General features: G+C 70.6%; 24 protein-coding genes and 1 pseudogene. 8 read left to right on the top strand and 17 right to left on the bottom strand.

Annotated features, from left to right (window positions below; all coding sequences use genetic code 11):
- Nucleotides 1–18 precede the first annotated feature (18 nt).
- From A4R44_RS37985 to A4R44_RS37970, 4 genes and pseudogenes are all read right to left on the bottom strand, one after another.
- Nucleotides 19–703: pseudogene (locus A4R44_RS37985) on the bottom strand (amino acid ABC transporter ATP-binding protein).
- A complete protein-coding gene (locus tag A4R44_RS37980) occupies nucleotides 703–2,184 on the bottom strand; it encodes an ABC transporter substrate-binding protein/permease (RefSeq protein ID WP_067592027.1) in 1,482 nt (493 codons plus the stop codon). Before A4R44_RS37980 ends, A4R44_RS37985 begins: the two are co-directional and overlap by 1 nt.
- A 2-nt stretch (nucleotides 2,185–2,186) precedes the next feature.
- A complete protein-coding gene (hutG, locus tag A4R44_RS37975; RefSeq protein ID WP_093574564.1) occupies nucleotides 2,187–3,122 on the bottom strand; it encodes a formimidoylglutamase in 936 nt (311 codons plus the stop codon).
- Nucleotides 3,119–3,862, bottom strand: a complete 744-nt coding sequence (locus A4R44_RS37970) for an IclR family transcriptional regulator (protein WP_067592025.1) — start codon at nucleotides 3,860–3,862, stop codon at nucleotides 3,119–3,121. Before A4R44_RS37970 ends, hutG begins: the two co-directional genes overlap by 4 nt.
- A 177-nt stretch (nucleotides 3,863–4,039) precedes the next feature.
- On the opposite strand from A4R44_RS37970, the gene A4R44_RS37965 reads away from it, so the two are divergent.
- Both A4R44_RS37965 and A4R44_RS37960 read left to right on the top strand, forming a co-directional pair.
- Nucleotides 4,040–5,458, top strand: a complete 1,419-nt coding sequence (locus tag A4R44_RS37965) for a 3' terminal RNA ribose 2'-O-methyltransferase Hen1 (protein WP_067592022.1) — start codon at nucleotides 4,040–4,042, stop codon at nucleotides 5,456–5,458.
- A complete protein-coding gene (locus tag A4R44_RS37960; RefSeq protein WP_067592019.1) occupies nucleotides 5,445–8,000 on the top strand; it encodes a polynucleotide kinase-phosphatase in 2,556 nt (851 codons plus the stop codon). Before A4R44_RS37965 ends, A4R44_RS37960 begins: the two co-directional genes overlap by 14 nt.
- Before the next feature lie 74 nt (nucleotides 8,001–8,074).
- On the opposite strand, the gene A4R44_RS37955 is transcribed toward A4R44_RS37960, so the two are convergent.
- Nucleotides 8,075–8,548 (bottom strand): hypothetical protein, encoded by a 474-nt coding sequence (locus A4R44_RS37955; protein WP_067592016.1) that lies wholly within the window; start codon nucleotides 8,546–8,548, stop codon nucleotides 8,075–8,077.
- 128 nt (nucleotides 8,549–8,676) lie between these two features.
- Between A4R44_RS37955 and A4R44_RS37950 the strand changes: the two genes are divergently transcribed.
- Nucleotides 8,677–9,111, top strand: coding sequence for a hypothetical protein (locus A4R44_RS37950; RefSeq protein ID WP_067592013.1), 435 nt, complete (start codon nucleotides 8,677–8,679; stop codon nucleotides 9,109–9,111).
- 34 nt (nucleotides 9,112–9,145) lie between these two features.
- The gene (locus A4R44_RS37945; protein WP_067592010.1) at nucleotides 9,146–9,748 is read left to right on the top strand and encodes an endonuclease; all 603 of its coding nucleotides are present in this window, start codon (nucleotides 9,146–9,148) and stop codon (nucleotides 9,746–9,748) included.
- Here A4R44_RS37945 and A4R44_RS37940 read toward each other — a convergent pair.
- The 6 genes from A4R44_RS37940 to A4R44_RS37920 form a co-directional block, all read right to left on the bottom strand.
- On the bottom strand, nucleotides 9,745–10,665 hold the full coding sequence (locus A4R44_RS37940; RefSeq protein ID WP_067592007.1) for a universal stress protein: 921 nt from the start codon (nucleotides 10,663–10,665) through the stop codon (nucleotides 9,745–9,747). The genes A4R44_RS37945 and A4R44_RS37940 overlap by 4 nt on opposite strands.
- A 394-nt stretch (nucleotides 10,666–11,059) precedes the next feature.
- Nucleotides 11,060–12,109, bottom strand: a complete 1,050-nt coding sequence (locus A4R44_RS37935; RefSeq protein WP_198545602.1) for a GAF and ANTAR domain-containing protein — start codon at nucleotides 12,107–12,109, stop codon at nucleotides 11,060–11,062.
- A gap of 138 nt (nucleotides 12,110–12,247) precedes the next feature.
- The gene (locus A4R44_RS37930) at nucleotides 12,248–12,649 is read right to left on the bottom strand and encodes an STAS domain-containing protein (protein WP_067592004.1); all 402 of its coding nucleotides are present in this window, start codon (nucleotides 12,647–12,649) and stop codon (nucleotides 12,248–12,250) included.
- 372 nt (nucleotides 12,650–13,021) lie between these two features.
- Nucleotides 13,022–13,153: a hypothetical protein gene (locus tag A4R44_RS51955; RefSeq protein ID WP_255366214.1), complete on the bottom strand. Its 132-nt coding sequence runs from the start codon at nucleotides 13,151–13,153 to the stop codon at nucleotides 13,022–13,024.
- Between the two features lie 40 nt (nucleotides 13,154–13,193).
- The gene (locus A4R44_RS37925) at nucleotides 13,194–13,700 is read right to left on the bottom strand and encodes a type 1 glutamine amidotransferase domain-containing protein (RefSeq protein ID WP_067592001.1); all 507 of its coding nucleotides are present in this window, start codon (nucleotides 13,698–13,700) and stop codon (nucleotides 13,194–13,196) included.
- A gap of 45 nt (nucleotides 13,701–13,745) precedes the next feature.
- Complete coding sequence (locus A4R44_RS37920) at nucleotides 13,746–14,000, bottom strand: hypothetical protein (protein WP_067591998.1); 255 nt, start codon at nucleotides 13,998–14,000, stop codon at nucleotides 13,746–13,748.
- Between the two features lie 114 nt (nucleotides 14,001–14,114).
- On the opposite strand from A4R44_RS37920, the gene A4R44_RS37915 reads away from it, so the two are divergent.
- Together A4R44_RS37915 and A4R44_RS37910 are read left to right on the top strand one after the other, a co-directional pair.
- Nucleotides 14,115–15,407, top strand: coding sequence for an NAD(P)/FAD-dependent oxidoreductase (locus A4R44_RS37915; protein WP_067591995.1), 1,293 nt, complete (start codon nucleotides 14,115–14,117; stop codon nucleotides 15,405–15,407).
- A 34-nt stretch (nucleotides 15,408–15,441) separates the two neighbouring features.
- Complete coding sequence (locus tag A4R44_RS37910; protein ID WP_067591991.1) at nucleotides 15,442–16,533, top strand: Vms1/Ankzf1 family peptidyl-tRNA hydrolase; 1,092 nt, start codon at nucleotides 15,442–15,444, stop codon at nucleotides 16,531–16,533.
- Nucleotides 16,534–16,591: 58 nt separating this feature from the next.
- On the opposite strand, the gene A4R44_RS37905 is transcribed toward A4R44_RS37910, so the two are convergent.
- The gene (locus tag A4R44_RS37905) at nucleotides 16,592–17,554 is read right to left on the bottom strand and encodes a TIGR03557 family F420-dependent LLM class oxidoreductase (RefSeq protein ID WP_067591988.1); all 963 of its coding nucleotides are present in this window, start codon (nucleotides 17,552–17,554) and stop codon (nucleotides 16,592–16,594) included.
- Between the two features lie 118 nt (nucleotides 17,555–17,672).
- Entirely contained in the window at nucleotides 17,673–18,044 is a 372-nt protein-coding gene (locus A4R44_RS37900) for an STAS domain-containing protein (RefSeq protein WP_067591986.1), read from the bottom strand.
- Nucleotides 18,045–18,297: 253 nt separating this feature from the next.
- On the opposite strand from A4R44_RS37900, the gene A4R44_RS49610 reads away from it, so the two are divergent.
- Nucleotides 18,298–18,453: a hypothetical protein gene (locus A4R44_RS49610; protein WP_093574558.1), complete on the top strand. Its 156-nt coding sequence runs from the start codon at nucleotides 18,298–18,300 to the stop codon at nucleotides 18,451–18,453.
- A 507-nt stretch (nucleotides 18,454–18,960) separates the two neighbouring features.
- On the opposite strand, the gene A4R44_RS37890 is transcribed toward A4R44_RS49610, so the two are convergent.
- From A4R44_RS37890 to A4R44_RS37875, 4 genes are all read right to left on the bottom strand, one after another.
- Nucleotides 18,961–20,790: a beta-galactosidase gene (locus tag A4R44_RS37890; protein WP_107648948.1), complete on the bottom strand. Its 1,830-nt coding sequence runs from the start codon at nucleotides 20,788–20,790 to the stop codon at nucleotides 18,961–18,963.
- Nucleotides 20,791–20,801: 11 nt separating this feature from the next.
- Nucleotides 20,802–22,673: a beta-N-acetylglucosaminidase domain-containing protein gene (locus A4R44_RS37885; protein ID WP_067591980.1), complete on the bottom strand. Its 1,872-nt coding sequence runs from the start codon at nucleotides 22,671–22,673 to the stop codon at nucleotides 20,802–20,804.
- Between the two features lie 9 nt (nucleotides 22,674–22,682).
- On the bottom strand, nucleotides 22,683–24,482 hold the full coding sequence (locus A4R44_RS37880; protein WP_232791961.1) for an alpha-L-fucosidase: 1,800 nt from the start codon (nucleotides 24,480–24,482) through the stop codon (nucleotides 22,683–22,685).
- A gap of 467 nt (nucleotides 24,483–24,949) precedes the next feature.
- The gene (locus A4R44_RS37875; protein WP_067591974.1) at nucleotides 24,950–25,948 is read right to left on the bottom strand and encodes an alpha/beta fold hydrolase; all 999 of its coding nucleotides are present in this window, start codon (nucleotides 25,946–25,948) and stop codon (nucleotides 24,950–24,952) included.
- Nucleotides 25,949–26,137: 189 nt separating this feature from the next.
- On the opposite strand from A4R44_RS37875, the gene A4R44_RS37865 reads away from it, so the two are divergent.
- On the top strand, nucleotides 26,138–26,365 hold the full coding sequence (locus A4R44_RS37865) for a hypothetical protein (protein WP_067591968.1): 228 nt from the start codon (nucleotides 26,138–26,140) through the stop codon (nucleotides 26,363–26,365).
- Nucleotides 26,366–26,551 lie beyond the last annotated feature (186 nt).

The raw sequence follows: 26,551 nt of genomic DNA, 5'->3' as shown, positions 1-26,551 counted from the left end.
ATCGCCACTCGCGACCCCCTACAGCACCTTCTCCAGGAAGGCTTGCGCGCGCGGATTCGCGTTGCGCGCGGAGAAGAACTCCGACGGCGGCAGGTCGGCGGCGATCTTCCCGCCGTCGACGAAGACCACGCGGTCGGCGACCTTGCGGGCGAACCCCATCTCGTGGGTGACCACGAGCATCGTCATGCCGNGGGTCCAGCGCCGAGGTCGGCTCGTCGAACAGCATCAGCTTCGGGTCCATCGCGGCGGCGCGGACGATCGCGACGCGCTGTTTCTGCCCGCCGGACAGCCGGTTCGGGTACGCGCCGGCGCGTTCGAGCATGCCGACGCGCTCCAGCAGGGCACGTGCCTTCGCCTCGGCTTCTTCCTTGCTCCGCTTGAGCACGTTCATCTGCGGCAGCACGACATTGCGCAGCGCCGTCATGTTCGGGAACAGGTTGAAGTGCTGGAACACCATGCCCATCCGGGACCGCAGCCGGTCGAGGTCGACGCCGCGCCCGGTCAGTTCCTCGCCGTCGAACGAGACGCTGCCCGAGGTCGGGGTCTCCAGGAGGTTGAGGCAGCGCAGGAAGGTGGACTTCCCGCCGCCGCTGGGGCCGATCACCGCGACCACCTGGCCGGGTTCGATCGCGAAGTCGATCCCGCCGAGCACATCGGTGTCCCCGTAGGACTTGGTGAGACCGCGGACTTCCAACAGTGCCATCAGATGTACACCGCCATCTTCTTCTCCAGGGTGCGCGTCGTGAAGCTGATCAGGTTGGTGAGCAGGTAGTACAGCAGGCCGATGAACAGGTACACGGTCAGCGCGTCGAAGGTGCGGGAGATGATCGTCTGCCCCACCAGGAACAGCTCGTGAATGGTCACGAAGGACACCAGCGCGGAGTTCTTCGTCAGCGACACGAATTCGTTGCCCAGCGGCGGAAGCATCCGCAGGAACGCCTGCGGGATGATCACGTGCCGCATCGCCGACACCTGCGACATTCCGCACGACCGCGCCGCTTCCAGCTGTCCGCGGTCGATGGACTGCACGGCCCCGCGGAAGATCTCGGTCACGTACGAGCCGCTGTAGAGCCCGAGCGAGATGATGCCCGCGGTCATCGGCGGAAGCTGCACGCCGAGCTGCGGCAGTCCGAAGTAGATGAAGAACAGCTGCACCACGAACGGCGTCCCGCGGATCACCGACACGTAGACGTTGCCGATCCACCGGACCGGCGCGATCTTGCTGAGCTTGGCGAACCCGCCGAGCGTGCCGAGCAGCAGGCTCAGCGCCAGCGCGAGCAGGATGACCTGGAGGCTGACCAGCAGGCCCTGCCAGAGCTGTCCCGAGGAGTCGACGATGGTGGCGAAGTTGAACAGCGAGTGCCCGCCCGGCTTCGCGGCGGTGCTCTCCGCGCCGAACCACTTTTCGGTGGACTGCTGGTAGGAACCGTCGTCGCGCATCTGCTTGAGCGCGGTGTTGAACGCGGTCCGCAGCTCGGTGTCGGCCTTCTGGAAGGCGTAGCCGTAGTTCTCCTCGGTCAGCCGGTCGCCGACCTGCTTGAGGCCGCCTTGCTGCGCGATGAAGTACTTTCCGGCCGGAGCCCCGGTGACGACCGCGTCCGCCTGGCCCAGCTTCACCGACGAGAACATCTGCTCGTTGGTCTGCGCCGTGATCAGCCGCGCGGCCGGCTGGTGCTGGGTGAGCCAGTCGACCGACTTCGTGCCCACCTGGACCGCGACCCGCTTGCCGGCGAGATCCTTCAGCGAGGTGACGGAATTGTCCTGGTCGGACACAAAAACCGCGAGCCCGCCCGGATAGTAGATGTCCGAGAAGTCGACGGCCTTCTGCCGCGCGGGGCTGCTGTAGATCGCCGACGCGCCGACGTCGATCTGGTTCGCCTGCAGCGCCGGGACGATGTTCCCGAACGGCATCTGGACGAAGTCGACCTTCTGGATGCCCGCCCGCTGCGCGAGCGCCCGGACCAGGTCGATGTCGAAGCCGAGCTGGCCGCCCTTGGCGTCGGTGAACTCGAACGGCGGGAACGTGGCGTCGGTGCCGACCCGCAGCGCGGTCTGCCCGGACCGCAGCGCGGCGAGCTTCCCGCCCTGCGGTTCGGCCGCGCTCGCCGCGCTCACGGGCAGGAACGCGAGCAGGCAGGCCAGCAGCACGGCGCCGAGCCGCGGCCAGATTCGCTGAGGGGGCATGTTCAGTGTCCTTCCGGGACCGGACGGCTCGTCACGAGCGTGTGCGCGAGGCGGGCCGCGATCCGGGCTGTGCGGTGGTCGGCGTCGTAGACGGGGTTCAGTTCGGTGATGTCGGCGAGGGCGAGCTTCGGGTCGCTCGCGACCAGCCGGCACACCTCGAGGACGACCGCGGCGGGTACGCCGAGGGTCGCGGGAGCGCTGACCCCGGGCGCCTGCGCGGCGGGGAGCACGTCGAGATCGATCGACAGATACAGCGCGTCGACGTCCGCGACGAAGCCCCGGACGAAGTCGAGAACTGGTTCGAGACGACGTTCCTGGCAGTCGACGTCCAGGAGGTGGCGGACGTTCAGCCCGGCGGCCGTCTCGAACAGCGCGGCGGTGTTGCCGGGTTCGCTGATTCCGGCCACGGCGTAGGCGAATTCCGCGCCGCGTTCGGCTTCCCTGGCCGCGATCTGCCGGAACGGAGTGCCCGAGGACGGGCGGTCTGCCGTCCGCAGGTCGAAATGCGCGTCGAGGTTGAGGATGCCGAGGCGCCGCCCGTCCAGCAGCCCGCTGCGGGCGAGGCCGAGGTAGGAGCCGTACGCCGTTTCGTGGCCGCCGCCGAGCACCAGCGGGAGGTTTCCGTCGCTGAGCTGCTTCGCGACCAGCTCGCCGAGGTTTTCCTGCCCCGCTTCCAGCTCGTCGCCTTCGACGACGACGTCCCCCGCGTCGCTCACCGCGAACTCCGGCCGGATCGCGAACGACGCCAGCGCTTGCCGGATCGCGTCCGGCCCGCCTCGCGCTCCCGGCCGTCCGCCGTTGCGCCGGACTCCGGCGTCGCTGGCGAACCCGATCAGCGAAACGCCGGTGCCGCTGGAGAATTCGTTGACGGCGTGATGCCATCGGCGGTGTTCCGGACCGCTGCCGTCCTCGCGTCCGGTCCATTTCCTGGTGCTCACACGTGCTCCTGCGATCGGCTGATGTCCTGCGCGGCGGCGTGGGTGAGCGTGACGAGGGAATCGCGGCGCGGGCGCACGCGAAAGTCGGGGGCCATCGTGCTCACCGTGCCGACGAGGTCGCGGTGCCGGTCCAGCACCGGCACGCTCACGCCCCACACCCCCGGGTCGACCTGGCCGACGCTCTCCGCGAAGCCCTGGTCCCGGACCCGTCGCAGCTCTGTTTCGAGCTTCGCGACCTGCTCCCCGCTCAGCCCGTGCGCTTCGGCGGTCGCCGCGACCCGGTCCTCCGGCAGATGCGCCAGCAATGCCTGCGCACTCGCGCCGAAGACGAGCGGTTTGCTCAGCCCCGGCGAGAAACTGCATCGGATCACGCGGGTCCCCTCGGCCGCTTCGACGCAGAGCACGTCGTTGTCGCGGGCGATGAGGAACGCGGCGAGCTCGTCGGTCTCCGCGGCGAGCTGCCGGAGCCGCCGCTTGACGCCGCCCTGGCCGAGCGCCTCGCGCCGGTAGTTCTCGGCCATCTGGACGGTGAGCGAACCCGCGCAGTACCGGCCGCGAGTGCGCGCTTGGTGCACGAGCCCGATCTCGACGAACGTCGTCAGGTAGCGGTACACGGCACTGGACGGAATCCCCGTGCCGACGGAGATCTCCTCCGCCGTGGCGCTCTCCCGCTCGGCGAACACCGCCAGGATCCGCGCCGCTCTGGTCCCGGCTCTCCGGTTGGCATCCGCGCTTGTCATGGCGGGCACGCTACGTCGCGGGCGGGCGGGTTCCTAGCGGCTTTTCCCAGTTAATGGGAAGTTTATTCCCGGTGATTGGCTGTGCGCGGAGCGGAGCGATGCTCCGGTACCGCTTCGTCCGCCCGCACGGCCGAAACTCCGGCGACACCAGCGAAGCCATCCGGAATACTCCCCCTGGTGTTCCTGACCGTCACCACCACCCACCAGCCCGCCTCCGACCTGGGGTTCCTGCTGCACAAGCACCCGGGCCGGGTGCAGTCGTTCGAGCTTTCCGCCGGGCAAGCGCACGTCTTCTACCCCGAGACGTCCGAAGAGCGGTGCACCGCCGCGCTGATGCTCGAGGTCGACCCGGTGTCGCTGGTGCGCGGCAAGGCGGGCTCCGGCGACGGGTTCACGCTGGGCCAGTACGTGAACGACCGCCCCTACGCGGCCTCCAGCCTGCTTTCCGTGGCGCTCAAGGAAGTGTTCCGCACCGCGCTCGCCGGCCGGTGCGAGTCGCGTCCGGAGCTGGCGGCCAGCGCGATCCCGCTCGACATCCGGGTGCCCGCCTGTCCGGGCGGAGCCGACCTGGTGCGCCGGATGTTCGAACCGCTCGGCTGGACGGTCGAGGCGACGGTGCTCCCGCTGGATCCGCAGTTCCCGCAGTGGGGCGATTCGCGCTATGCCGACCTCCGGCTCACCGGCGAACTCCGGCTGGCCGACGCGCTCAACCACGTCTACGTGCTGCTGCCGGTCCTGGACAACGCGAAGCACTACTGGGTCGGCGAAGCCGAGATCGGCAAGCTTCTGCGCGCCGGCGGCGACTGGCTCGCCGGACATCCCGAGAAGGAGCTGATCACCCGCCGCTACCTCGCACACCGCCGGGCACTGACGGCCGCCGCGTTGACCCGGCTGGCCGAAGTGGACGATTCGGAGCCCGAGGAGATCGACAACGCGCTCGCCGGCCCCGCCGTCCTCGAAGCGCCGGACCGGCCGGTGCCGTTGGCCGAGCAACGGCGCGGCACGATCATGGCGGTGCTGCGGTCGCTGCACGCGCGTTCGGTCGGCGACTTCGGTTGCGGCGAGGGGGCGCTGGTGCGCGATCTGCTGGCCGAAAAGTCGGTGGAGCGGATCGTGGCCGCGGACGTCTCGGCCCGCGCGCTCCAGGTCGCCGCGCGGAAGCTGCGGCTGGAACGCAGGCCCGAACGGGAGCGATCGAGGCTGGAGCTGCTGCAGTCCTCGCTGACCTACCGCGACGACCGGCTCGCCGGGCTCGACGCGGCGGTGCTGATGGAGGTCGTCGAGCACGTCGACCCGCCGCGGCTCGAAGCGCTGGAGCGCACGGTGTTCGAGTTCGCCGCGCCGCGGGCGGTCATCGTGACCACGCCCAACCGCGAGTACAACGTGCGTTTCGAGTCGCTGCCCGCGGGCAAGCTGCGCCATCGCGACCATCGTTTCGAATGGACGCGCGCCGAGTTCCGCGCGTGGGCGGACCGGGTCGCGAGCAGTTACGGCTACGGCGTGCGGATGCTGCCGGTCGGTTCCGACGATCCCGAGGTCGGTCCGGCTACGCAGCTGGCCCTGTTCACTAAGGAGGTGCGCCGTGAGCACGCTTGAGATCCCCGGCCTGTGCCTCGTCGTGCTGATCGGCGCGAGCGGGTCCGGCAAATCGACGTTCGGCCGCACGCAGTTCAAGCCGACCGAGGTGATCTCCTCGGACTTCTGCCGCGGGCTGGTGTCCGACGACGAGAACGACCAGTCGGCGACCAAGGACGCCTTCGACGTCCTGAACTACATCGTCGGCAAACGGCTCGCCGCCGGACGCCTGACCGTGGTGGACGCCACGAACGTGCAGCCTGACTCGCGCGCATCGCTGGTCGCGCTGGCGAAGGAGCACGACGTGCTGCCGGTGGCGATCGTGCTGGACCCGCCGGAATCGCTGTGCGTCGCGCGCAACGCCGACCGGCCGGACCGGAACTTCGGCGCGCAGGTGATCCGGCGGCAGCGAGACCAGCTGCGCCGGGGGTTGCGGAGTCTGCAGAAAGAAGGCTTCCGGACGGTGCATGTCCTGCGCACGCCGGAGGAGATCGCCGAAGCGACGATCACGCGCGTCCCGCTGTACAACGACTTGCGGCACGAAACCGGGCCGTTCGACATCGTCGGCGACATCCACGGCTGCCGCGTCGAACTCGAAGCGCTGCTCGCCGAGCTCGGCTACGCCGTCGAGCGCGATGACGAGGGCCGGGCCGCCGGGGCGCGGCATCCGGAGCGACGGGCGGTGTTCGTCGGCGATCTCGTCGACCGCGGCCCGGACACGCCGGGCGTGCTGCGGCTTGTCATGGGCATGGTGCGCGCGGGAAATGCCTTCTGTGTCACCGGAAACCACGAGCACAAACTGCTGCGTGCGCTGCGCGGCCGGAACGTGCAGGTCACGCACGGACTCGCGGAGTCGCTTGCGCAGCTCCAGGCGGAGACGGCCGAATTCCGGGCTGAGGCACAGGAGTTCATGGACGGCCTGATCAGCCACTACGTCCTGGACGACGGCAAGCTGGTCGTCGCGCACGCGGGGATCACCGAACGCTTCCAGGGCCGCGCGTCCGGGCGCGTGCGGAGCTTCTGCATGTACGGGCAGAGCACCGGCGAGACCGACGAATTCGGCCTGCCGGTGCGCTATCCGTGGGCGGACGAGTACCGCGGCCGCGCGACAGTCGTCTACGGCCACACCCCGGTGCCCGCCGCGCAATGGGTGAACAACACCCTGTGCCTGGACACCGGTTGCGTGTTCGGCGGGACGCTCACTGCCTTGCGCTATCCGGAGAAGGAGATCGTCTCGGTCCCGGCGGCCGAGGTCTATTACGAGCCCGCCAGGCCGTTCCCCGCCAACCCGGCGGCCGCGGAGCCGGTCGCACGTCGCGATCCGGGCGTTCTCGACGTCACCGACGTCCTGGGCCGCCGCGTGATCGAGACCGCCTACCAGAAACGGGTCGGCGTCCGCGAGGAGAACGCCGCGGCGGCTTTGGAGGTGATGTCGCGGTTCGCGATCGACCCCCGCTGGCTGGTCTACCTGCCGCCGACCATGTCGCCGGTCGCCACCGCGACGGCCGACGGGCTGCTGGAACACCCGGAGCAAGCGTTCGACTATTTCCGGGCAGAGGGCGTGGATTCCGTCGTGTGCGAGGAAAAGCACATGGGTTCGCGCGCGGTCGCGCTCGTGTGCCGCTCGCTCGACGCGGCCCGCGCCCGCTTCGGCGCACCCGGCGACGCTCTCGGCGCGGTGTGGACGCGGACCGGACGGCACTTCTTCGCCGAAACGCTGACGGCCGAAGCCGTCGACCGGATCCGCGCGGCCGCGGAGAAGGCCGGCCTGTTCGACGAACTCGGCTCAGACTGGCTGCTGCTCGACGGCGAACTGCTGCCGTGGAGCGTGAAGGCCGAGCAGTTGCTGCGCGATCAGTACGCGGCGGTCGGCGCTGCTGCCCGCTCGGCGCTTCCCGCCGCCGTGAGTGCGCTGGCCGCCGCTGATGCCTCCGGCCTCGACGTGTCCGCCTTGGTGCAGCGCACGCGTTCCCGTGCCACCAACGCGGAGGCGTTCGCCCAGTCGTACCGACGCTACTGCTGGCCGGCCGACGGCCTCGACGGCGTGCGCTTCGCGCCCTTCCAGGTGCTGGCGTCGGCGGGCCAGGCTCATCACCAGCGGCCCCACGATTGGCACCTCGCGCTGGCGGACCGGCTCGTCGAAAGCAGCGACGGTTTCCTCGCCCCCACCGGACGTCTGCCGGTCGACACCACCGATCCCGCCTCGGTCGCGGCGGCCCTCGGCTGGTGGAGCGAACTCACCGCGAACGGCGGCGAAGGCATGGTGGTCAAACCGGCCGCGAACCTGGTCCGAGGCTCGCGCGGGCTGGTGCAGCCGGGGCTGAAGGTCCGCGGACGCGAGTATCTGCGAATCGTCTACGGCCCCGACTACACCGAGGAACGCCACCTGACCCGGCTGCGGCAACGAGGTCTCGGCCACAAGCGGTCGCTGGCGCTGCGGGAGTACGGCCTCGGCCTGGAAGCGCTGGACCGCCTCGCCCGCGACGAGCCGATGTGGCGCGTGCACGAGTGCGTTTTCGCCGTCCTGGCACTGGAATCCGAGCCGGTCGACCCTCGCTTGTAGACGGTCAGGCGGCGCACGGTGACCGGTGCGGTCCCGCAGTGTTCGCGGCACCGCACCGGTCACCGGGCAACCGCTCAAGCCGTATACGGCGACCGCTGCTCCAACGTCGGGCTCACGTCCGGATGCCGACCCTCCTGGCCGGGCACCGGCGTCACCGTCGGAGCCTGCAGATCCGTCTCCGACCGCCGCGCTGCCCGCTCGTCCCGATGCGCGATCGCGTCGGCCACGTCCTGCTCCCCGCGAATCCGCGCCAGCGCGCCCAGCGTCGCCGCGTGCGCCAAGGCCAGGATCAGCAGCAGCGCGCCCACCCGGCCGACCACGCCCGGCAGATCGCTGCCGCCGAGGTCGACGAGCGAGACCAGGGCGAGAACGCCCAATGTCACGAGGTGGAACAACACGGTCACCAGGCGGGTCATCGACGCGCCGGCTCCGGGGTCCCCGTAGGCGTTCGCGAGGTAACGGCGGCCGCTGCGGTAGATGATCTGGCCGTCCACCAGGACCAGCGCGATCCCGATCGCGAGGAACGAGAGGTATGCGTTGGTGCTCATGCCGGGTACTCCTTTCCCTGCCGTGCTCCCCTGCTGCGGTTACCCGCCGTGCCGCGCCGGAAACGGGCCGTTCGGGTGCCGCCGGGCGGCGATGGTTGACGGGCGGCCGGGCGGGTAACCCGAACCGCATGATTCAGCGCGATGCGGACGGAACGGGCGGGCCGGCCGCGGCCGCTCCCGCAGTCGAGCTGCGCCTTCCGGCGAACGGAGAACTGCTCTTCCTGGCCCGGCTGGTGGCCGAGGACATCGCCTCCTCGGCGGAGTTCGCCCTCGACGAGGTCGCCGATCTCCGGCTGGCCGTGGACGAGGCGGTCGCGGCGCAGGCACGCCGGGCGGACGACGGCGCGGTCCTGGAATGCGCGTTCCGCTGCGCCGGACGGATGACGGTCACTGTCGCCACCACCTCGTCGTGGGCGTTCCCGCCGGGGCCGGACGAGGTGGGCTGGCACATCCTGCGCGCGCTGACCGACGCGCTCGACGCCTGGACCGAACCCGCGCCCGGCACGGACGGCTGGCGGCTGTGCGTCGAATTCGCCATGAAGCCGTTCCCCGGGCAACGCTGAGTTTTGCGTCCGCCCGAACGGGAATCCGGCACGCATGCGCCGAGTGGAGGAACTCCTCGCCGAACACGGCACGACGTTCGCCGAGGAAGCCGGGATCAAGCTGGCCGACAAACCGCAACCGCTGTACCGGTTGCTGGTCCTCGCCACGCTGCTGTCGACGCGGATCAGCGCCGGCATCGCGGTCGCCGCCGCACGCGAACTCTCGCGTTCGGGCTGGCGCTCCCCGGCCGCGATGCGCGATTCCACGTGGCAGCAGCGCGTTGACGCACTGGGCCGCGCCCACTACGTCCGGTACGACGAAAGCACTTCGCACCACCTCGGCGAAGGCGCCGAGTTCATCCGCGACCAGTACCGCGACGACCTGCGCCGCATGGCCGACGCCGCCGGCGGCGACCCGCGGCGGCTGGAGAAGCTCCTCACCGAGTTCCCCCGGATCGGCCCGACCGGCGCGCGGATCTTTTGCCGCGAAGCACAGGCGGTCTGGCCGTGGCTGCGTCCGTGCTTCGACCGCAAAGCCTTGGCCGGCGCGAAAAAGGCCGGGTTGCCCACCGACCCGAAACGCCTGGCGGAACTGGTGCCCGGAGACGATTCGGCCCGGCTGGCGGCAGCGCTGGTGCGGCGGAGCTTGCAGCGCTAGCCCGGGTGTTCCTCGACGCCCTCCCGCACGATCGCGACCGGACACGGTGCGTGATAGGCCATCGCGTGACTCACCGAACCGAGGAACGCGCCCCGCAACGCACCGCGACCGTGCCCGCCGACCACCAGCAGCGTCGCCGCTTCCGCGTGGTCCAGCAGCACCTCGGCCACGCTTCCGAGCGCGACCTCCCGCCGCACCACGACGTCCGGATGCCGCTCGCCGAGGCCGGTGAGCGATTCCGCGAGCAGCCGTTCGCCCTCGTCCTGCGGGCTCTGCTGCCCCTCGCCGCCGGAGCGGGCCGGGCCGAACACGTCCTCCGGCGGTTCCGACCACACGTGCACCGCGTGCAGCGCGCAGCCGTGCCGGTCGGCGAAGTCGTACGCGTACCGCACCGCCGCGATGCTCGCCGGCGATCCGTCCACGCCGACCACGACGCGCCGGGCGTTCTCCGCCGAAGGGCGGACCACGACGACCGGACGCGCGCTCGTGTGCACCACCTGCGAGGCGGTCGACCCGAGCAGCAGCCGGGGCAGCCCGCCGCGCCCGGACGCGCCGACCACGATCAGCTCCGCCCGCCGTCCGATGTCCGCCAGCTCCCAGCTCGCCCGCCCGAACCGCACCCGGGTGCGCACCGGCAGCTCCGGCCGCGACCGGGCGACCGCGGCGGCGACCGCGGCCAATTCCTTCTCCGCGTAGTCCACCACGGACTGATCGGCCACGATCTCGCCCGCGACCGGGGTGATCACGCCGGGCACGAAGTCCACGTTCGGCATCGGCGGCGTCATCGTCCGGACGACGACCAGGCACGTCCCGAGCGCCTCCGCCTCGGCGGCGGCCCAGTCGAGGGCCAGGCGGGCACCGTCGGAGCCGTCGTCCCCGACCACGACTCCCGGTTCGGCCCGATCCGCTTCGTCCATCGCCTGCCTCCGTTCCCGTGCGGCGCTTTTCCGGGAGGTACCCGGTCGCCTCGCCCGGCAACCGGCCCCCGCGACGCCGTCAGCGCGGATCGGGCGGGACGGGCGGCTCCGGCGGCGGCAGCGGACCCGGTCCCGGACGCGGCGGCGGCGCGGGCTCCGGCGGGAACGGCGGCGCCGGCTCCGGCGGCGACGGGACGGGCTCCGGTCCGGGCGGCACGGGGTGCACCATGACGGGTTCCTTCCTCAGCCGGTTCGAATCCTCCGTACCCGGCTACCCGGCGGACCGGCTCCGGACACGCCGGATCCCGCGGTCAGGCCCGCTGGCGCTGTTCAGCGGGCAAAACCCGCGACGACGCGCGACCCGGACCGCGGCGCCGGGGACTCGCCCCGGCCCTCACACCGGATCCGGCTCCCCCATTTCCGCGACCGGCCCGTCCAGCTCCTCGTGCCGGGCCACGAGCGTGCCCGCCAGGTGCACCAGCTTCACGTTCAGCTGCTGCGAGGTCCGGCGCAGCAGGTCGAACGCCTCCTGCGCGTCCAGCCCCCGGCGCGCCATGATGATGCCTTTCGCCTGGCCGATCACGTCCCGGCTGTCCAGCGCGCGCCGCAGCTGGGCCTGGTTCAGCTCGTTGCGGGTCACCGCGTCCGTTTCGGCCACCGCGAGGGTCGCGTGGCTGGCCAGGAGCAGCACGACGTCGCGGTCCACGTCAGCCAGGCCGCCGGGTGTGCGGGAGTAGAGGTTGAGCGCGCCGGAGAACCGCGACACGGCGTCGTCGACCAGCGCGGTCGCCAGTACCGCGCGCCAGCCCAGCCCGGCCGCCTCCGGGGACCAGCGCGGCCACTGCGCGTCGCTGTCCAGGTCGGCGGATTCGAGGAATTCCGGACGGCCCGGCACCGCCGCGTCGTGGCACGGGCCCTCGCCCAGTTTGTACTGCAATAGGTCCAGGTCGGCGGCTTTCGGGTCGGTGTAGGCGGCGGTGTGGAAGTTGCCGTCGGGCGCGCGCAGCGTGATCGACACCAGGTCGGCGGAAGGCGCCAGCGAAGCGGTCGCGTCCACGATCAGCTGCAGGACATCGCCGACGCTCCGGGCGGCCAGAAGCATCTCGGTGAGCGACCGGAACCGCTCGCCGGACGGCCGCGGCGGCTCGTCCTCGAACGCCAGCGCCTCGGCCGCCGAATCGGAGAACAGGACACCCTCCTCTTCGAGCACCTGGCGGGCCACCCCGCCCTCCCGGCAGGCGAATACCGCTTCGCTCGGCTGGGCGGTCTCGCGCAGTGCCGCGAGGTCTTCGCTGGAGAACGAGGTCAGCTCGCTCAGATCGAAGACCACTGTCCGCGGCTCCGCCGCCAGCGCCTCGCCCACTTCGCCGCGCAGCCCGGCCGGATCGCCGCTCAGCCGCACCACGGCCGAGCAGTCGACCTTCCCGCCGCTTCCGCCTTCCACAGTTCCCTCCCTGCCGGCCCGGGCTGCCCCAGCGCCTGCCAACGTACTCCGATCCTGGCCCCGGGCAGTGTCCCCGCCCAGCTCACGCGCACAATTCAGGCCCGGCCCTGCAGGGAAGGCCGGGCGTGGCGAACGGGGTTAACCGACCTCGGCCGCCAGCGTCGGCGCGGCGGCACTCGCTTCGAGGGCGTCGGCGAGGCGTTCGACCACCCGCAGCTCCCGGTCGAGTTCGAGAACGCGCAACGGCCGGAGGACGGCGCGCTGTGCGGCCACCACGAAGAACGCGACACCCGCCAGGGCAGCCGCCCGCGCGGCGTCGATGAGCACTTCCAGGCCGCTGACCGAGCAGAACGTCAGGCCGGAGGCGTCGACGATCAAGGCGGGCGGGCCCAGCGCGGTCTCCTCGGCCAGCACCTCGCGCAGCCGGTCGGTGGAGCGCCGGTCCAGTTCCGCGGACACCGCGACGACGGTTTCGCCCGCGGTGGCGGTGATCAGGGTCCTCGCCGGTGCTCCCGGCAGGCAAGCGAATTTTTCGTGCATCGAGCCCTCCTCGCCTAATGCGAGACCGGGCCGGCTCAGCGCGGCCCGGCCCTGGGCCCGGATCGAGCGGGCCGCTTGGGTCAGGCGACGGCACGTGGGCTGAACCGCTCCTGTGCCGACCGTACCGCAGCGCAGTGCCCGCGACCAGCCCGAGCCCAGCTCACGCCGGAGGCACTGTGGACGATCCGGACCCCGCGCCCGCACTGCTGCGCGAAAGCACCGAGGACACCGCTTGAGGCCCGGCGGGAACGTCGTTCCTGATCTACCCGCCGTTCTTCCGCCGCGATCCGGAACCATCGCCGTACGCAGATTCCTTCGTTCCGGGCATCTGGCTGGACGGCCGCGCCAAAGCCACCCCGGCGTTCGTGCCGTTCAGCGCCGCGGCGACGTCGTGCCGTCACCGCGGCGACGCTGCTCGCTGCCCTGTTGCAGCAAGCGGGTTTCGCGCCGCGCGGCACCGCCGGCGATCTCCAGCCGGGGCGGCTCCCCGCGACGCTCAACCACCTCACGCTGTCCTGAGGTTTGTTTCGCCGAACCGCGCGGCTTACTTCAGGTGTTCCAGCAACGCGTCGCAGAACGCCGGCAGGTCGTCCGGATTCCGCGAGGTGATCACGCCGTCGTCCGTCACCACCTCGCGATCGACCCACTCCGCACCGGCGTTGCGCAGATCGGTCCGCAGCGACGGCCACGACGTCACCGTCCGGCCGCGCGCCAACCCGGACTCGGCGAGCAGCCAAGGGCCGTGGCACACGGCCGCGACCGGTTTGCCCGCGGCCGCCGTTTCCCGGACCAGCGCGACCATCGGCTCGCTGGTGCGGATCTTGTCCGGCGAATACCCGCCGGGGACCACGACCGCGTCGAAGTCCGCCGCGGCCACGTCGTCCACGGCCTGGTCGGTCGTGATTTCGGTGCCGTGCAACGCGGTGAGCTTCTTGCCCTTCGCCAAGCCGACCACCACCGGCTCGTGCCCGGCGGAGCGCAACCGCTCGCACGGCACCAGGAATTCGTCGTCCTCGGTCATTTCGTCCACGAGCACTGCCACGCGGGCCATGCTGTTCTCCTCTCTGAACGGGTCTGAAGGGGCTTCGCTCCCAGGTCAGCTCGGGCGTTCGACGTCGCCGCGCCACGAGCCCGTTTCGCATCCGCGCTGTTCGACCGGGTCGCCCGCCCGGTGGAAGGCGATCACCCGGGCGTGGTCCGGTCCGGAGCCCGAGTGCCACGCGATCCGCTCGTCGGGATGCTGCTCGCCGAAACGGGTGAGCCCGGGGAACGGTTCGAACCGCGTCCGCTGGTCGTACGCGGTCGGCACCGGGACGTCGGCGTCCACGATTTCGGTGATCGCGCAGCGCATGCGCTCCTCCTCGCGAGCGGGTACCGGACCCGGATGCCCGGGACGCGGCGAGGCGAAACCGGCGCGATTGCCCGGCCGCGCTCCGGGTACCCGTCGAGCGGAAGGAGGCCGCCCATGCGAGTTGTGATCGTCGGCGGCGGGTTCGCCGGATACCACGCCGCGAAGAAGCTGCTGCGCACCCTCGGGGACCGCGCCGAGATCGTCGTGCTGAACCCGACCGACTATTTCCTGTACCTGCCGTTGCTGCCGGAGGTGGCCAGCGGAATCGTCGACCCCCGGCACATCGCGGTGTCCATTCCAGACACTCTGCGCGGCGTGCGGCTGGCGCTGGGCACCGCCGAATCGGCCGACCTCGACGCCCGCATCGTGACCTACACCGACCCCGAAGACCGCGAGCGAAAGCTGGGCTACGACCGGCTGATCCTCGCCGCGGGCAGCGTCAACAAGCTGCTGCCGATCCCCGGCGTCGCCGAGTGCGCGCACGGTTTCCGCGGTCTGCCCGAAGCGTTGTACCTGCGCGACCACGTCACCCGGCAGATCGAACTGGCTGCCGCGACCGACGACCAGGCCGAGCGCGACGCCCGGTGCACGTTCGTCGTCGTCGGCGCGGGATACACCGGCACGGAGGTCGCCGCGCAGGGCCCGGACTTCACCGCCGCTCTCGCGCGCCGCCACCCCGAACTCGAAGGCCAGCCGATTCGCTGGCTGCTGCTGGACATCGCCGAACGCGTACTGCCCGAACTGGACCCCCGGCTCGGCGCCACCGCCGATCGGGTGCTGCGCGAGCGGGGCGTCGAGGTCCGGATGAAGACCTCGATCGACCATGCGGACCTCGAAGGCGTCACGCTGACCAATGGCGACGCCGTCCCGGCGCACACGCTCGTGTGGTGCGTGGGCGTCCGCCCCGATCCGCTGGTCTCCGACCTGGGCCTGGAAACCGTGAAGGGCCGGCTGGTCGTCACGCCGGAGCTGAACGTGCCGGGGCGCGACGACGTGTTCGCCTGCGGTGACGCGGCAGCGGTGCCCGACCTGACCCGTCCCGGCGAAACCACCCCGATGACCGCACAACACGCTCAGCGGCAAGGGAAACTGGCCGGGAACAACGTCGCCGCGTCGCTCGGCGCCGGCCGCGCGCGCAAGTACCGGCACCACGACCTCGGCTTCGCGGTCGACCTCGGGTCCGGCCAGGGCGCGGCCAATCCGCTGCACGTCCCGCTGGCGGGCCTTCCCGCGCGCCTGGTGACTCGCGGCTACCACCTGCTGTCGCTGCCGGGGAACCGCCTGCGCACAGCCGCCGACTGGGCGTGGGAAAAGACGGGCCGGCGGCAGACTGTCCAGCTGGGACTCGTCCGTTCCGGCGAGGTGCCGCTGGACACCGCCTCGCCCGAGCTGCCGCGGACCCGGTGAGGCCGCCCCGAACGCTGGGAGGAAAGAATCCGAAATGGACACACACGAACTGCGCGCGCTGCTGACCGACGGACCGTTCGTCTCGGTGCACTTCGACGAATCGCACGACACCGAGGACGCGGCCAAGCAATTGCGGCTGCGGCTCAAGGAGATCGAGGCCGCGCTCGCGGACCAGGGCGCGGACCGGCCGAGCGTCGAGGCGGTCCTGCGCGCGGTGGAGGAAAGCCCTCCGCCGGTCGGCCGGGCCGGGCGCACCGTCGTCGCCGCGCACGGCAGCGTCCTGCTCGACCGGCGGCTCGCGGCTCCGCCGCCGGCACAGGAGGCGCGTTTCTCCGGACTGCCCTACTTCCTGCCGGCCGTGAGCCATCTCGAAGAAGCCCCCGCGCATCTGGTGGTGCTCGTCGACCGGACCGGTGCGGACATCGAGGTGCACCGGCCGGACGGCAGTGTGGAAACCGAGACCGTGCGCGGACGGGAACACCCGGTGCACAAGGTCCGCGGCGGCGGTCCGGCGCACCGCGACATCCAGTCGCACGCCGAGCAGACCGCGCGCGACAACCTGTCGGAAGTCGCCGGCCACATCGCGAAGACCGCCGAACGCGTGCGGCCGCGGGCGATCGTTCTGGCCGGCGAAATCCAGGCCCGCACTGACCTGCACGAGCGCCTTCCCGAACCGGCCCGCTCGCTCGCCGCGGAGGTCGACGCGGGCAGCCGCGCGTCCGGCGCCGGCCGGGCCGAGCTGGACCGCGCGGTGCACGAATTGCTGACTGGGCAACGGTTGCGCGAGCTGGACGACCTGGCCGACCGCTTCCGCGCGGACGCCGCTCGCGAATCGGCGCTGGCGGTCAGCGGATTGCCGGCCGTCACCGCCGCGCTGGCGGAGGCGAATGTGGCGACGCTGCTGGTCGGCGAGTCCGGCGAGGCCAGTGTGTACACCGGTTCCGAACCGGCTCAGGTCGGCGTGGCCCAGTCCCGGTTGGACGCGCTCGGCGTGGCCGACCCGGCCCGGCGGCGGGCGGACGAAGCCCTGCCGTACGCGGCGGTGGCGGTCGGCGCGGACGTCGTGGTGATGGACGAACGGCTCGACCTGACCGACGGATTCGGGGCGCTGCTGCGGCATCCCTGACGCGCGGCCGGGCCCGGACGCCCTCGCGGCGTCCGGGCCCGGTGTCCTTCGCGGACTGCTAGCGCAACGCGGGCAGCAACTCCTGCCGCGCGAACTTCATGAACTCCGGCTGCCGCTCCGGCCCGCCGATCTGCACCAGCGCCAGATCCGTGAACCCGGCCCGCGCGAACTGCTTCGCCGCGTCCACAATGGGCCCGGCGTCCGGGCCGCACGGAATCCCCGCCGCGACGTCCTCCTCGCGCACGTACTGCGTCGCGGCGTCGAACGCCTGCGGCCCCGGCAGTTCGGCGTTCACCGGCCAGCCCGAGCCGAACCACCGGAACTGCTCGTGCGCCCGCCGGACCGCCGCCCCGCGGTCGGCGTCCCAGCTGACCGGCAGCTGCCCGATCTTGCGCGTCGGCGGCCCGACCCGCTCGTGATCCCATTCAGCGCACAGCTCCGCTTTCGGTTCGACCGCGACCATCGCGTCGGCCACCGGCGCGAACCGCTTCACCGATTTCGGGCCGGACACCGCGATCGCGATCGGCACCCGCGTCGGCGACAGGTCCCACAGCTTCGCCCCGTCGGCCCGGTAATGCCGTCCGGTGTAGGTGAACGTGCCGCCGTCGAACAGGCCGCCGATGATCTGGACGGCCTCGGCGAGCCGGTCGTGCCGCACCGACACCGACGGCCAGCCCATGCCGACGACGCGTTCGTTCAGGTTCTCCCCCGCGCCGAGCCCGAGAGTGAACCGGCCCTCGGACAGCAACTGCACCGTCGCGGCCTTCTGCGCGACCACCACCGGGTGATACCGCATCGTCGGGCAGGTTACGAGCGTCATGAGTTCGAGCTGTCCGGTCGCCTGGGCCACCGCGCCGAGCACGCTCCACGCGTACGGCGCGTGCCCCTGTTCGGCCAGCCACGGCGAATAGTGGTCGCTGCAGGCCGCGAAGTCGAATCCGGCCTGTTCGGCGGCGATCGCGCAGCCGACCAGCTCGCGCGGCCCGGTCTGTTCGGTCATCAAGGTATAGCCGATGCGCATGGTCTCCTCGTTCGACGGGCTGTTCTGCTCGCGGCGCCAGCGCTGCGGCCGCCCCGGAACCTCTTCTCCCGCCCGGGTACCCGGGCGGGGCCGGGTTCACCCGTGCTGTCCCTCCGGGTCAGGACCCGGCCAGCGCCGCCTCGACCGTCGGGTACAGCGGCAAGGTCTGCTCCAGCCCGGTGAGCTGGATGGGCCGCATCGTCGCCCGGCCGGACGCGACGATCCGCAGGCTGGCTCCGCGGGCGCGGTGCTCGGTCAGCGTCACCAGCGCGGTCAGCCCGGCGGAAGCCAGGAATTCCACCGCGGCGAGGTCCAGCACCAGCACTGGCGGAGCCCCGTCGAGCGCCTCGTCGACCGCGGCGGTCAGCAGCGGCGCGGTGACCAGGTCGACCTCGCCGTGCACCGTGAGCACCGCGACCGGCGGCCGGTCCTCCCGCTCGACGCGGAACTCGCGCGCCGGGTCGGCGCTGGGGTCGGTCGGCTCGTCCATCGGCACGGTCCCGTCTTCGGTCTCTCCTGCCGGGCAGACGGCCCGGCCACCACCCCATGATGCCCGTCCGGGTGCGGCGGCGCGCTTCCTTGCGCCATTTGCCTTAGTTCCTGCCTGCGAACCGCTCAACGCGGTGACACATTCACCGCTCCGGAATTCTCCCCCGAGTCGAGGTTTCACTCGACCGAGTGAGGGTATCCGGGAGTGAGCACGCCACGTTCCCCACCGAGAGAAGAAAGACGAGGTTCTCCCCGTGATTGTTCTCGGCGTCATTCTGCTCGTGATCGGGTTCATCACCTCGATCCAGATTTTGTGGAGCATCGGGATCGCCCTGGTGGTGATCGGCGCGATCCTGGCAGTGCTCGGCGGGACCGGACGCCGCATCGGCGGCCGCGCGCATTGGTTCTGACCCCGCGGCTACGGAAGCGCACGCCAAGGCTCTGGGAGCCTTGGCGTGCGCTTTGTCCGGGCAAGCGCCGCCCGCCCCCGTTCGCGAGCGAGTCACAGAACCGAATTCGCCGGGTCGCCGACAGCATCGATCTTCGCGTTCGACACCGCTTCCGCCATTCCGGGTTCCTCGCGACGGCGTCCGGAATCCCTGCGATTTCCCGGTCCCGCAACACCGTCGCGACCTCCTCGGCCGCGCTCTGCTTCTTCGCCGGTCCCACGATCAGCGCCGTGCCGCAATCCGCCCGTCGCGGCGGGCACGAGCACGTCCAGCGGTTCCCGCACCGAATCCGCCGTGGTCCGCGTGGCGCCAAGCTGTTCCGCGACCGGCCGAAGCCTGCGCGGGGTCCCGCCCGCAGCACGACCGAGCTGTCCGCGGAGCAGCGCCCCCGGTCAGGTCCCCGCCCTCGCCCAGCCTCGTCCGGTTGTCAAGCGGCCATCCCCGGCTATCGGCCGCAACGGCTCGCGCTCAGCCCAGGTCTGCCTCCGGACGGATTTCGATCGCCGTCCCCGGATGGTGCATCTCCAGCACGACCAGTTCGTTCTTCCCCTTCCGCCACAACGACTTCGGTGCGTACAGCGTCTGCTGCGGCCCGATCTTCCAGTACCGGCCGAGGTTGAAACCGTTCAGCCACACCACGCCCTTTTCCCAGCCGGGCAGGGCGACGAAACCGTCCGCCGGCTCGGCGACCAGGGCGGTCGCGCGGTGGAAAGCCGGGCCGGCTCCAGGCTGGACGGAGGAGAACCGCAGCCGGGACAGGTCGTCCAGGGGCAGCGGGCGGATCTCCCAGCCGAACAGTTTCTGCTGGGTGTTCAGCGCGACCCAGCCGTCGATGCCCTTGCGATCGGCCAGGTGCGGGCCGTAGTTCACCCGGCCCATGGTGTCGACCAGGACGTCCAGGCGTGTCCTCGGTTTCTCCAGTTTCAGCTCCAGCGTCGCGTCCGGGCGGTTGCGGTCCAGGATCCCCAGCTGCACCCCGTCGGCGAACACCAGCGCGCGGTCCGCCAGGCCGTGGATGCTCAGCGGGCCGGAATGCGGGCCCTGCACGGTCGTGCGGTAGTGGATCAGTCCGGTCGGCTGGCCCACCCGTTCCATGGCGACCGGTTGCGCCGAGCGGACCACTGTGGACAGTGCTGGCAGAGAGTCCACAAGGGACACTGAGCCGGACGGAGCGACCGACTGGGCGGGCAGGCGCGGCGAGCGGGCGGGCGGAGGGACGAGCGGTTGCTTGGTGTACTTGGTGATCACCGACTGCAACGCGGTGAACTTCGCGCCGACGTCGCCTGCCTCGCCGACCGGCGAATCGTAGTCGTAGCTGGTCACCGTCGGCTGGTAGTGCGGACCGGAGGTGTTGGCTCCGGCGGTGAATCCGTAGTTGGTGCCGCCGCAGGCCAGGTACAGGTTTACCGACGCACCTGTCGCCAGCAGCTGATCGACGTGGGCGGCCGTGTGCCGGGGATCCGTCGTGTGGTGCGGCTCGCCCCAGTGGTCGAACCAGCCGTCCCAGTACTCGGCCATCATGACCGGCGCTCCGGGACGGAAGGCTTTCAGCGCGGCGATGCTCGGCGCCGGATCGCCGTCGCCGGTCCCGGCCTCCAATGTTGCGGGCAGTTCACCGAAGCGCATGAAGAATTCGGAAGCACCGTCGGCGACGAAGAGGAGACTTGTCATTCCGCGTGAACGCAGGCTGTCCCGCAAATGCGCGAGATAGCTCGTGTCGTTGCCGTAGCTGCCGTATTCGTTTTCGATCTGCGCGGCCACGATCGGCCCGCCGTGTCGCGCTTCCAGCGGGGCGAGCTGCGGGATCAGCTGGTCGTACCACGCGTCGACCGCCTTGAGGTAAGCCGGATCGGCGCAGCGCAGCTCCATGTTCCGGTCGGCGAGCAGCCACGCGGGCAGACCGCCGAATTCCCATTCCGCGCAGATGTAGGGACTCGGCCGGACGATGACCTGGAAACCGAGTTCCCCGGCCAGCCGGATGAAGGCCGCGAGGTCGCGATCGCCGCGGAAATCGGCCCGGCCGGGTTTCGGCTGGTGGAAATTCCAGGCCACATAGGTTTCGACAGTGTTGAGGCCCAGCGCTTTGAGCCGCGACAGCCGGTCGTGCCACTGCTCCGGGCGCAGCCGGAAGTAGTGGATCGCGCCGGAAACGATCTGGAATGGCTTGCCCTCCAGCAAGAACTGGTCGCCGGACACGCTCAGCCCGCGGCGGCCCGCCGCGCCCGCCGGTCCGGCGAACACCGTGCTCGCGGCGACCGCGGCCGCGCCGCCGAGGAAGCTCCTCCTGCTCACGTCCATCCCTCCCCCGCTCAGCCGGCCGTCGCCGCGCGGACCTGGACGAGGAATGCGTCGAGCACGCCGTCGCCGACGAGTGCCTGCCGCACGCCCCACCGGTTGCTGTTGCCCGTCTTCACCGCTTCCGCCCGCTTGACCAGCGCGTCCGCGGCTGCGGTCAGGCGTTGGGCCTTCGCGTCGTCACCGCGGGCGGCTGCGGCCAATGCGTCCAGGCGGGTCAGTGTCGCCTCGCCCCAGAGCGCGGTCGCGTCCAGCCACGGACCGGCCTCGCTGACGAACGCGTTCTGCACCTGCCCGCCCCGGATCACGGTCGGAGCATTGCGGATCTGTTCGGCGTATGAGCGCAGTCTGCCCAGAGCACGGTGGTCACCGGCGTTCCAGTGCCGCCAGAAATCGGCGACCGTTGCCGCGAGCACCGGTGCCTGAGGCTGCCACGGTGCGGGTCCGAAGACGGGTGCCAAGTGTTCGAGGTCCGCGAACACCTTCAGCGCCGCGGTCGCGCGTCGGTCGCCGCCCGCGAGCCGCGCCAGCGCCTGCGGCCATGAGCGCTCCGGCGAGTAGCCCGCGTCGTTCCAGGAGAAGTCGGCCACACCGAACTCGGCGACCTCGCTGGCCGCTTCCTGGTTCATCGGGTTGGAGACAATCCCGTTGAGGTACTGGGCCAGCCCCGCTTCGCGATGTGCGTAAGGCGCGAGCAGCAGCCGTCCGGCGGACTGCTCGTAATCGTTGACCGGATAGTTGTCCCAGAGGAACACTTTCCGCCCGTACACAGTGGAGACCTGCTGCGCTTCGTCGTTCGTCACGCTCGGCGGCACCACCGCGGTGCCGGTCCACTGCACGACTACGGACGGGTCGAGGTTCTCCCGCAGCTGCGTCTTGTACGGCGAATCCTTGAGATCGCTGTACTCCGTCGGAACCGTCTGCAATGGACGGACGCCGTCGTGCGTCCGCACGAAGTTCTCGGTGATCTCGTTCAGCAACGAAACCTGGGCCTTGCCCGCGGCAGCCTGGCCCGGTGCGCCGAACGCCGCCTGGTCGCCTGCGCAATTCCACTTGGTGTACGAGATGTCGTCGAACGGCAGCGAGAACGAACGCACGCCGAGGTCGTACACCGCCTGGAATTTCGCTTTCACCGCGGCGACATCCCGCGGCGACGAGAAACAGATCGAGACGCCGGGAGACAGGGCGTAGGTGAAGTCGACGTGGTTCGCGTTCGCCGTGCGCACAAGCTGGCCGAGCGCGTCCAGCTCCAGCTGCGGATACGGATCTCGCCACTGCGCACGCAGATACGCGTCGTCTTTCGCGCTGTAGATGTAAGTGTTCGCCTTGGTCTCGCCGAGAAACTTGATCTGCCGCACCCGGTCGTCGTTCGTCCACGGTGGACCGTAGAAGCCTTCGATCGACCCGCGCAGCGCCATGTTGGGCCAGTCTCGTACCGCGACACCGCGCAATGCCCAGCCGTGTCCATTTCGGGCAAACAGCTGCCGCAACGTCTGCACGCCGTAGTATTGCCCGGCACCGTCGCGGCCGTTGATTGTCACGCCGTCGCGCCGCACAGCGAGCGAATAGCCCTCCGCCTGCGTTGGCGCGTCCCCGCCGTTGCTGAGCCGGATGACGAACCCGCGCTGCGGACCCGTGCTGATCTTCTTGACTCCGTGCTGTTTCACCAGGGAGATCAGCAGTTCTTTGGCCGGGCCGTCCGTGGTGCCGTCCGTGACCAGTACCACCGAGGACGGCAGCGTCACGTCGGCGGCGTCGCGGTTGATCTGTTGCGGTGTCGGGGAAACCACCGGTACCGGACCCGGCTTGGCAGCAGCCGGTTGGACGACGGCGAGGGCACTCGTCGCGACGACAGCGGCGAGCCAGGCTCTGCGGCGTAGAGTCATGACTTCCTCTCAGGCGGCGGGGACAGTGCGGTACAACGCGAAGGCAGCCAGGTACGGCGTCGCTCTCGACTGCGTGACGACCACGCGCAGGTGGCGGGCGGTGACCGGGGACGGGAGGGTGACGAGGCGGTTGGCTCCGACAGTGGTGACGGTCGCGATCGTGCGCCAGGAACCGTCCACTTCGGCCTGCACGGTCGCGCCTTCGACGTGCTGACCGCGGGTGATGTCCTCTCCCAGCCGGATCTGGTCGAAGGCGACNNNNGACCACGAGGTGGTGAGCGAGGAATCCGTGACCGCATCCAGTCCGCGCGCGCCGGCGGCGAGGTTCTCGGCCTGCGTCCTGGCGATGGCCTGCCCGAAGGACGCCAACGCGGCGGCATCCGCCGGAGCGACGCGACCGTCCGGGCCGGGCGGAACGTTCAGCAACAGCGAAGCGTTGCGTCCGACCGAGGCGCGGTAGAGGTCCACGAGCTGGGCGGGCGTCTTCGGCTGTTCGTCCGGGTGGTAGAACCAACCCGGCCGGATCGACACGTCAGCTTCGGCCGGCGCCCATTCCAGGTATCGCACGGACGGGTCGGCGAGCACCTGCCGCGACCCGAGGTCGCCACCCTCCGCGCCGCCGACGAACAACTCCTCGTTGTGCGCGGTGTTCGGATATCCCGTGGCCGGCAGGGCGCTCCACTCGCTCTCGCGAGCTTGGCCCTTCTCGTTGCCGACCCAGCGGACGCCTGCCGGTCCGGCGAACGTGACCGTGTCCGGCGACAGCGCGTGGATCATCCGGAACCAGGTCGCGAAGTCGTAGGTTTCGCTGATTCCGTTGCCGCGCCAGGGGTTCGCGCCGTCCAGCCACAGCTCGTCGATGGGGCCGTACTGGGTGAACAGCTCGTAGACCTGGTTCAGGTAGTAGATGTTGTAATCGTCCTCGGTGACGGTGAATTTCGGCAGCTTCCCGGCGGCGAGCGCCGCGGCACGGTCGTCGTTCGGGACCAGCGACGGGATGGTGCGGACCTTCGCCGCGCTGCCCGTGCCGTACCGTCCCTGGCCAGCAGGCGTGTTGGCACGGTCGTCGTAAGTCGCCTGCTCCTCGATGCTCAACGGCTGTCCGGCGGCGACCTTCGCCTCGACCCGTTTCACCTGCTGCGCGAAGAACTGCTTCGGCAGCTCAGCGCCGTCCGCGGGCGACAGGTACACGCCGACTTTCAGCCCGGCCTTCCGCGCGGAATCGACGTAGCCGCGCAGGAGATCGCCGCGCGGATTGGCGCACCCGGCGGCGCGGACCTGCCAGTATGCGGACGGATCCCGCACCCTCCCGTTCTGCGCCGCCGCACGGGCTTTGGTCACCGCGTCGTCGGCACACCCAGGCGTGACCCACCACGGACTCGCGACGACGGAGTGATTCGTGTAGCGCGTCGGATAGAGGACGAACCCGTCGTGGTGCTTCGCGGTCAGCATCACCTGCGTCGCGCCGGCCGCCTTCATCGACCGCATCCACTGGTCGGTGTCGACGGCGGTGGGCGCGAACGTCGACTCCTTTTCCGCGCCGGAACCCCATTCCCGGTCGGTGAAGGTGTTCATGCCGAAGTGCGTGAACGCGGTGACCGGCCGCTGCTGCCAGGCAATCTGCCCGGACCGCGGCACGGTCGCGGCGGCTTTGGCGAGGATCCGGTCCATGCCGTCGCACGACCGCACGGCCTGGATCGCCGCCGGACGGATCGGTCCATGGCAGGCGGTGGTTCGCGCGACGGCGGGAGCGGCCGGTCCCCCGGCCGCCAGTACCGCGGCAAGCGCCAGGCTCGCGGGAATCGACACGGCGGTCCTCCTGTCGGATCCGTGACCGAACGGTGACGGCGGGGAGCGTAAGTCGAGCATCCATCGGATGTCTAGACCTGATCGGCGGAGGAGGTCCCGCTTTCACCCGAGCGCCGAGGCTTGGATCAGCGCTGTTCCAAGCCTCGCGCTCGTGGCTTGGCCGAGGGCGCGGCGGAGGCCGAGTGATCTGATGGCTCACCGGGCAGGACCGTGCCGATCGTGCGCGCGACGTCGTGACCGTCCGCCGGGGATTCGCTCGTCGGCGACCAGGAGTGCTACCTCATATGGACAGGAATTTTCTCCGCACGGCGTTCGCGATCGTCGTCCTGGGCTCCTGGCCGAGCCGCGTGCACCGGGTTGCGGAAGAACCCTGGCCAGACGACGCAGATGCCCGCCCCCGCTGTGGTCACCAGGGTTCATCCGGCGGCTCGGTATCCATTGTGGACACAACCGACGCCCGGCCGCGGTCAGCCGTTCAGGAAGCGCGCCAGCTGTCCCACCACGAACTGCGGATTCTCCTCCGCCAGCCAATGCCCCGCATGCGGCACGTCCGCCGCCTGGACGATGTCAGTCACCCGCGGAGCCACCGTGGCCCGAATGGCGTCGAGCTGGCCCTGAGCAGTCAGCAGCAACGTCGGCACCTTCACCGGCGCCGCCGCCACGGTGTCGCGGACATCCTTGTCCAGCGCCCGATAAAGCTCGAAACCCCCGGACAAGACTGTGGGACGGCTGTAGGTCCGGGCGTACTCATTGACCTCCGCATCGGTGAACGGCGACCGCTCCGAGGTCCCGCCGAAAGCAGTCCCGCCGAAGGAAACCTGGGGATAGAACAGCGCGAGGTATTCCCGCACATCGTCGCCGACCACCGCTTCGGGAACGCGGCGCTGGGAGTGGAAGGCGATGTGCCAGCTCAACGTCCGATAAGCAGCGGCATTGATCGCGGGCCCGGGAAGCGGCAGATCGAAATAGCCGAGACGCGCGGTATCGCCAGGAAACTGGCTCGCGTACTGGAATGCCACGGCAGCACCGAAATCGTGGCCCACGACGGCAGCGTTCCGGACGTTGAGCCGCGAAGCCATTAAGGTGTGCACATAGCGCGCCAAGGTGGCTTTGTCGTAGCCGCTGGGCGAACCGGTGCTGTCCCCCAAGCCGGGAAGGTCGATCGCGTACACAGTGTGCTGTTTCGCGAGCTCCGGCATGACCGGCCACCAGCCGTACCAGGTTTGCGGCCAGCCGTGGATCAGGACGACGGGGCTGCCGCTGCCGCCGGTGACGTAGTGCATGCGGACGCCGTCGACGTCGGCGAATTCGTGCCGGAAGGCGCTCTGGAACGCGGGATCGTTCTGGGTGGCGGCGGCGTAAGGCTCGGCAGGAGGGGCGGCGCAGGCCACGCTGCCGATCGTGAGCAAGAGGGACAGGGCAAGTGCCGCGACAGAGCGGGACACCAGCCGGGATGCGGTGATCATGCGGTCAGTTTCACCGGCCGGGACCGGCGCTGGCACGGAAACTTGCCGTTCCGGCAAGGGGTTGCGTCCGATGCCCGTTCGATCAATTCCTTGTAGCCGAACAGGCAGGAACCGGTTCGCCGCGCCCCGGCGAGGGTAGCGATGGTGCAGAGGCGGTCGGCGCGACCGCCGGAACCGGAGGGATCGCACATGCGGAAATTCGTGGCCACAGCTGCCGTTTGCCTCGCTGCCACCGGCGGCGCGCTGCTGCTGAGCGGCACCGCGTTCGCCAGCCACCTCGAATACAAAGGGCCTTACGAAACCCCGGACGACTGCGTCCACGCACTGCGCGCCCTGCCGCCGGACCCCACGGTCGACGGTGCCGAGTGCATTCCCATGAACGGCAAGCATTACATCGAAATCTCGCACACGAACTGAGGGAAAAGCGGTTACCCCGGCCGGAAAAGCCGGGGTAACCGCTTTTCACCCGGCGGAGCACCCGGCAAGAAGCCGGGCCTTTCCGGCCGGGGCCAGGCACGCTCACCGGAATTCGCGCTGGCAGCCGGCCGAAGGCACCGCCTCCGCCCACCGGTGCCGGTGCCGATGCCGGAGCCGATGCCGGAG

Origin of the sequence: Amycolatopsis sp. M39 (assembly GCF_001651785.1) — a bacterium.
GTDB classification, from domain to species: Bacteria; Actinomycetota; Actinomycetes; order Mycobacteriales; family Pseudonocardiaceae; genus Amycolatopsis; species Amycolatopsis rubida.
Note: the sequence above shows the minus strand (reverse complement) of the source record. Positions and strands in the feature narration are given on the sequence as shown.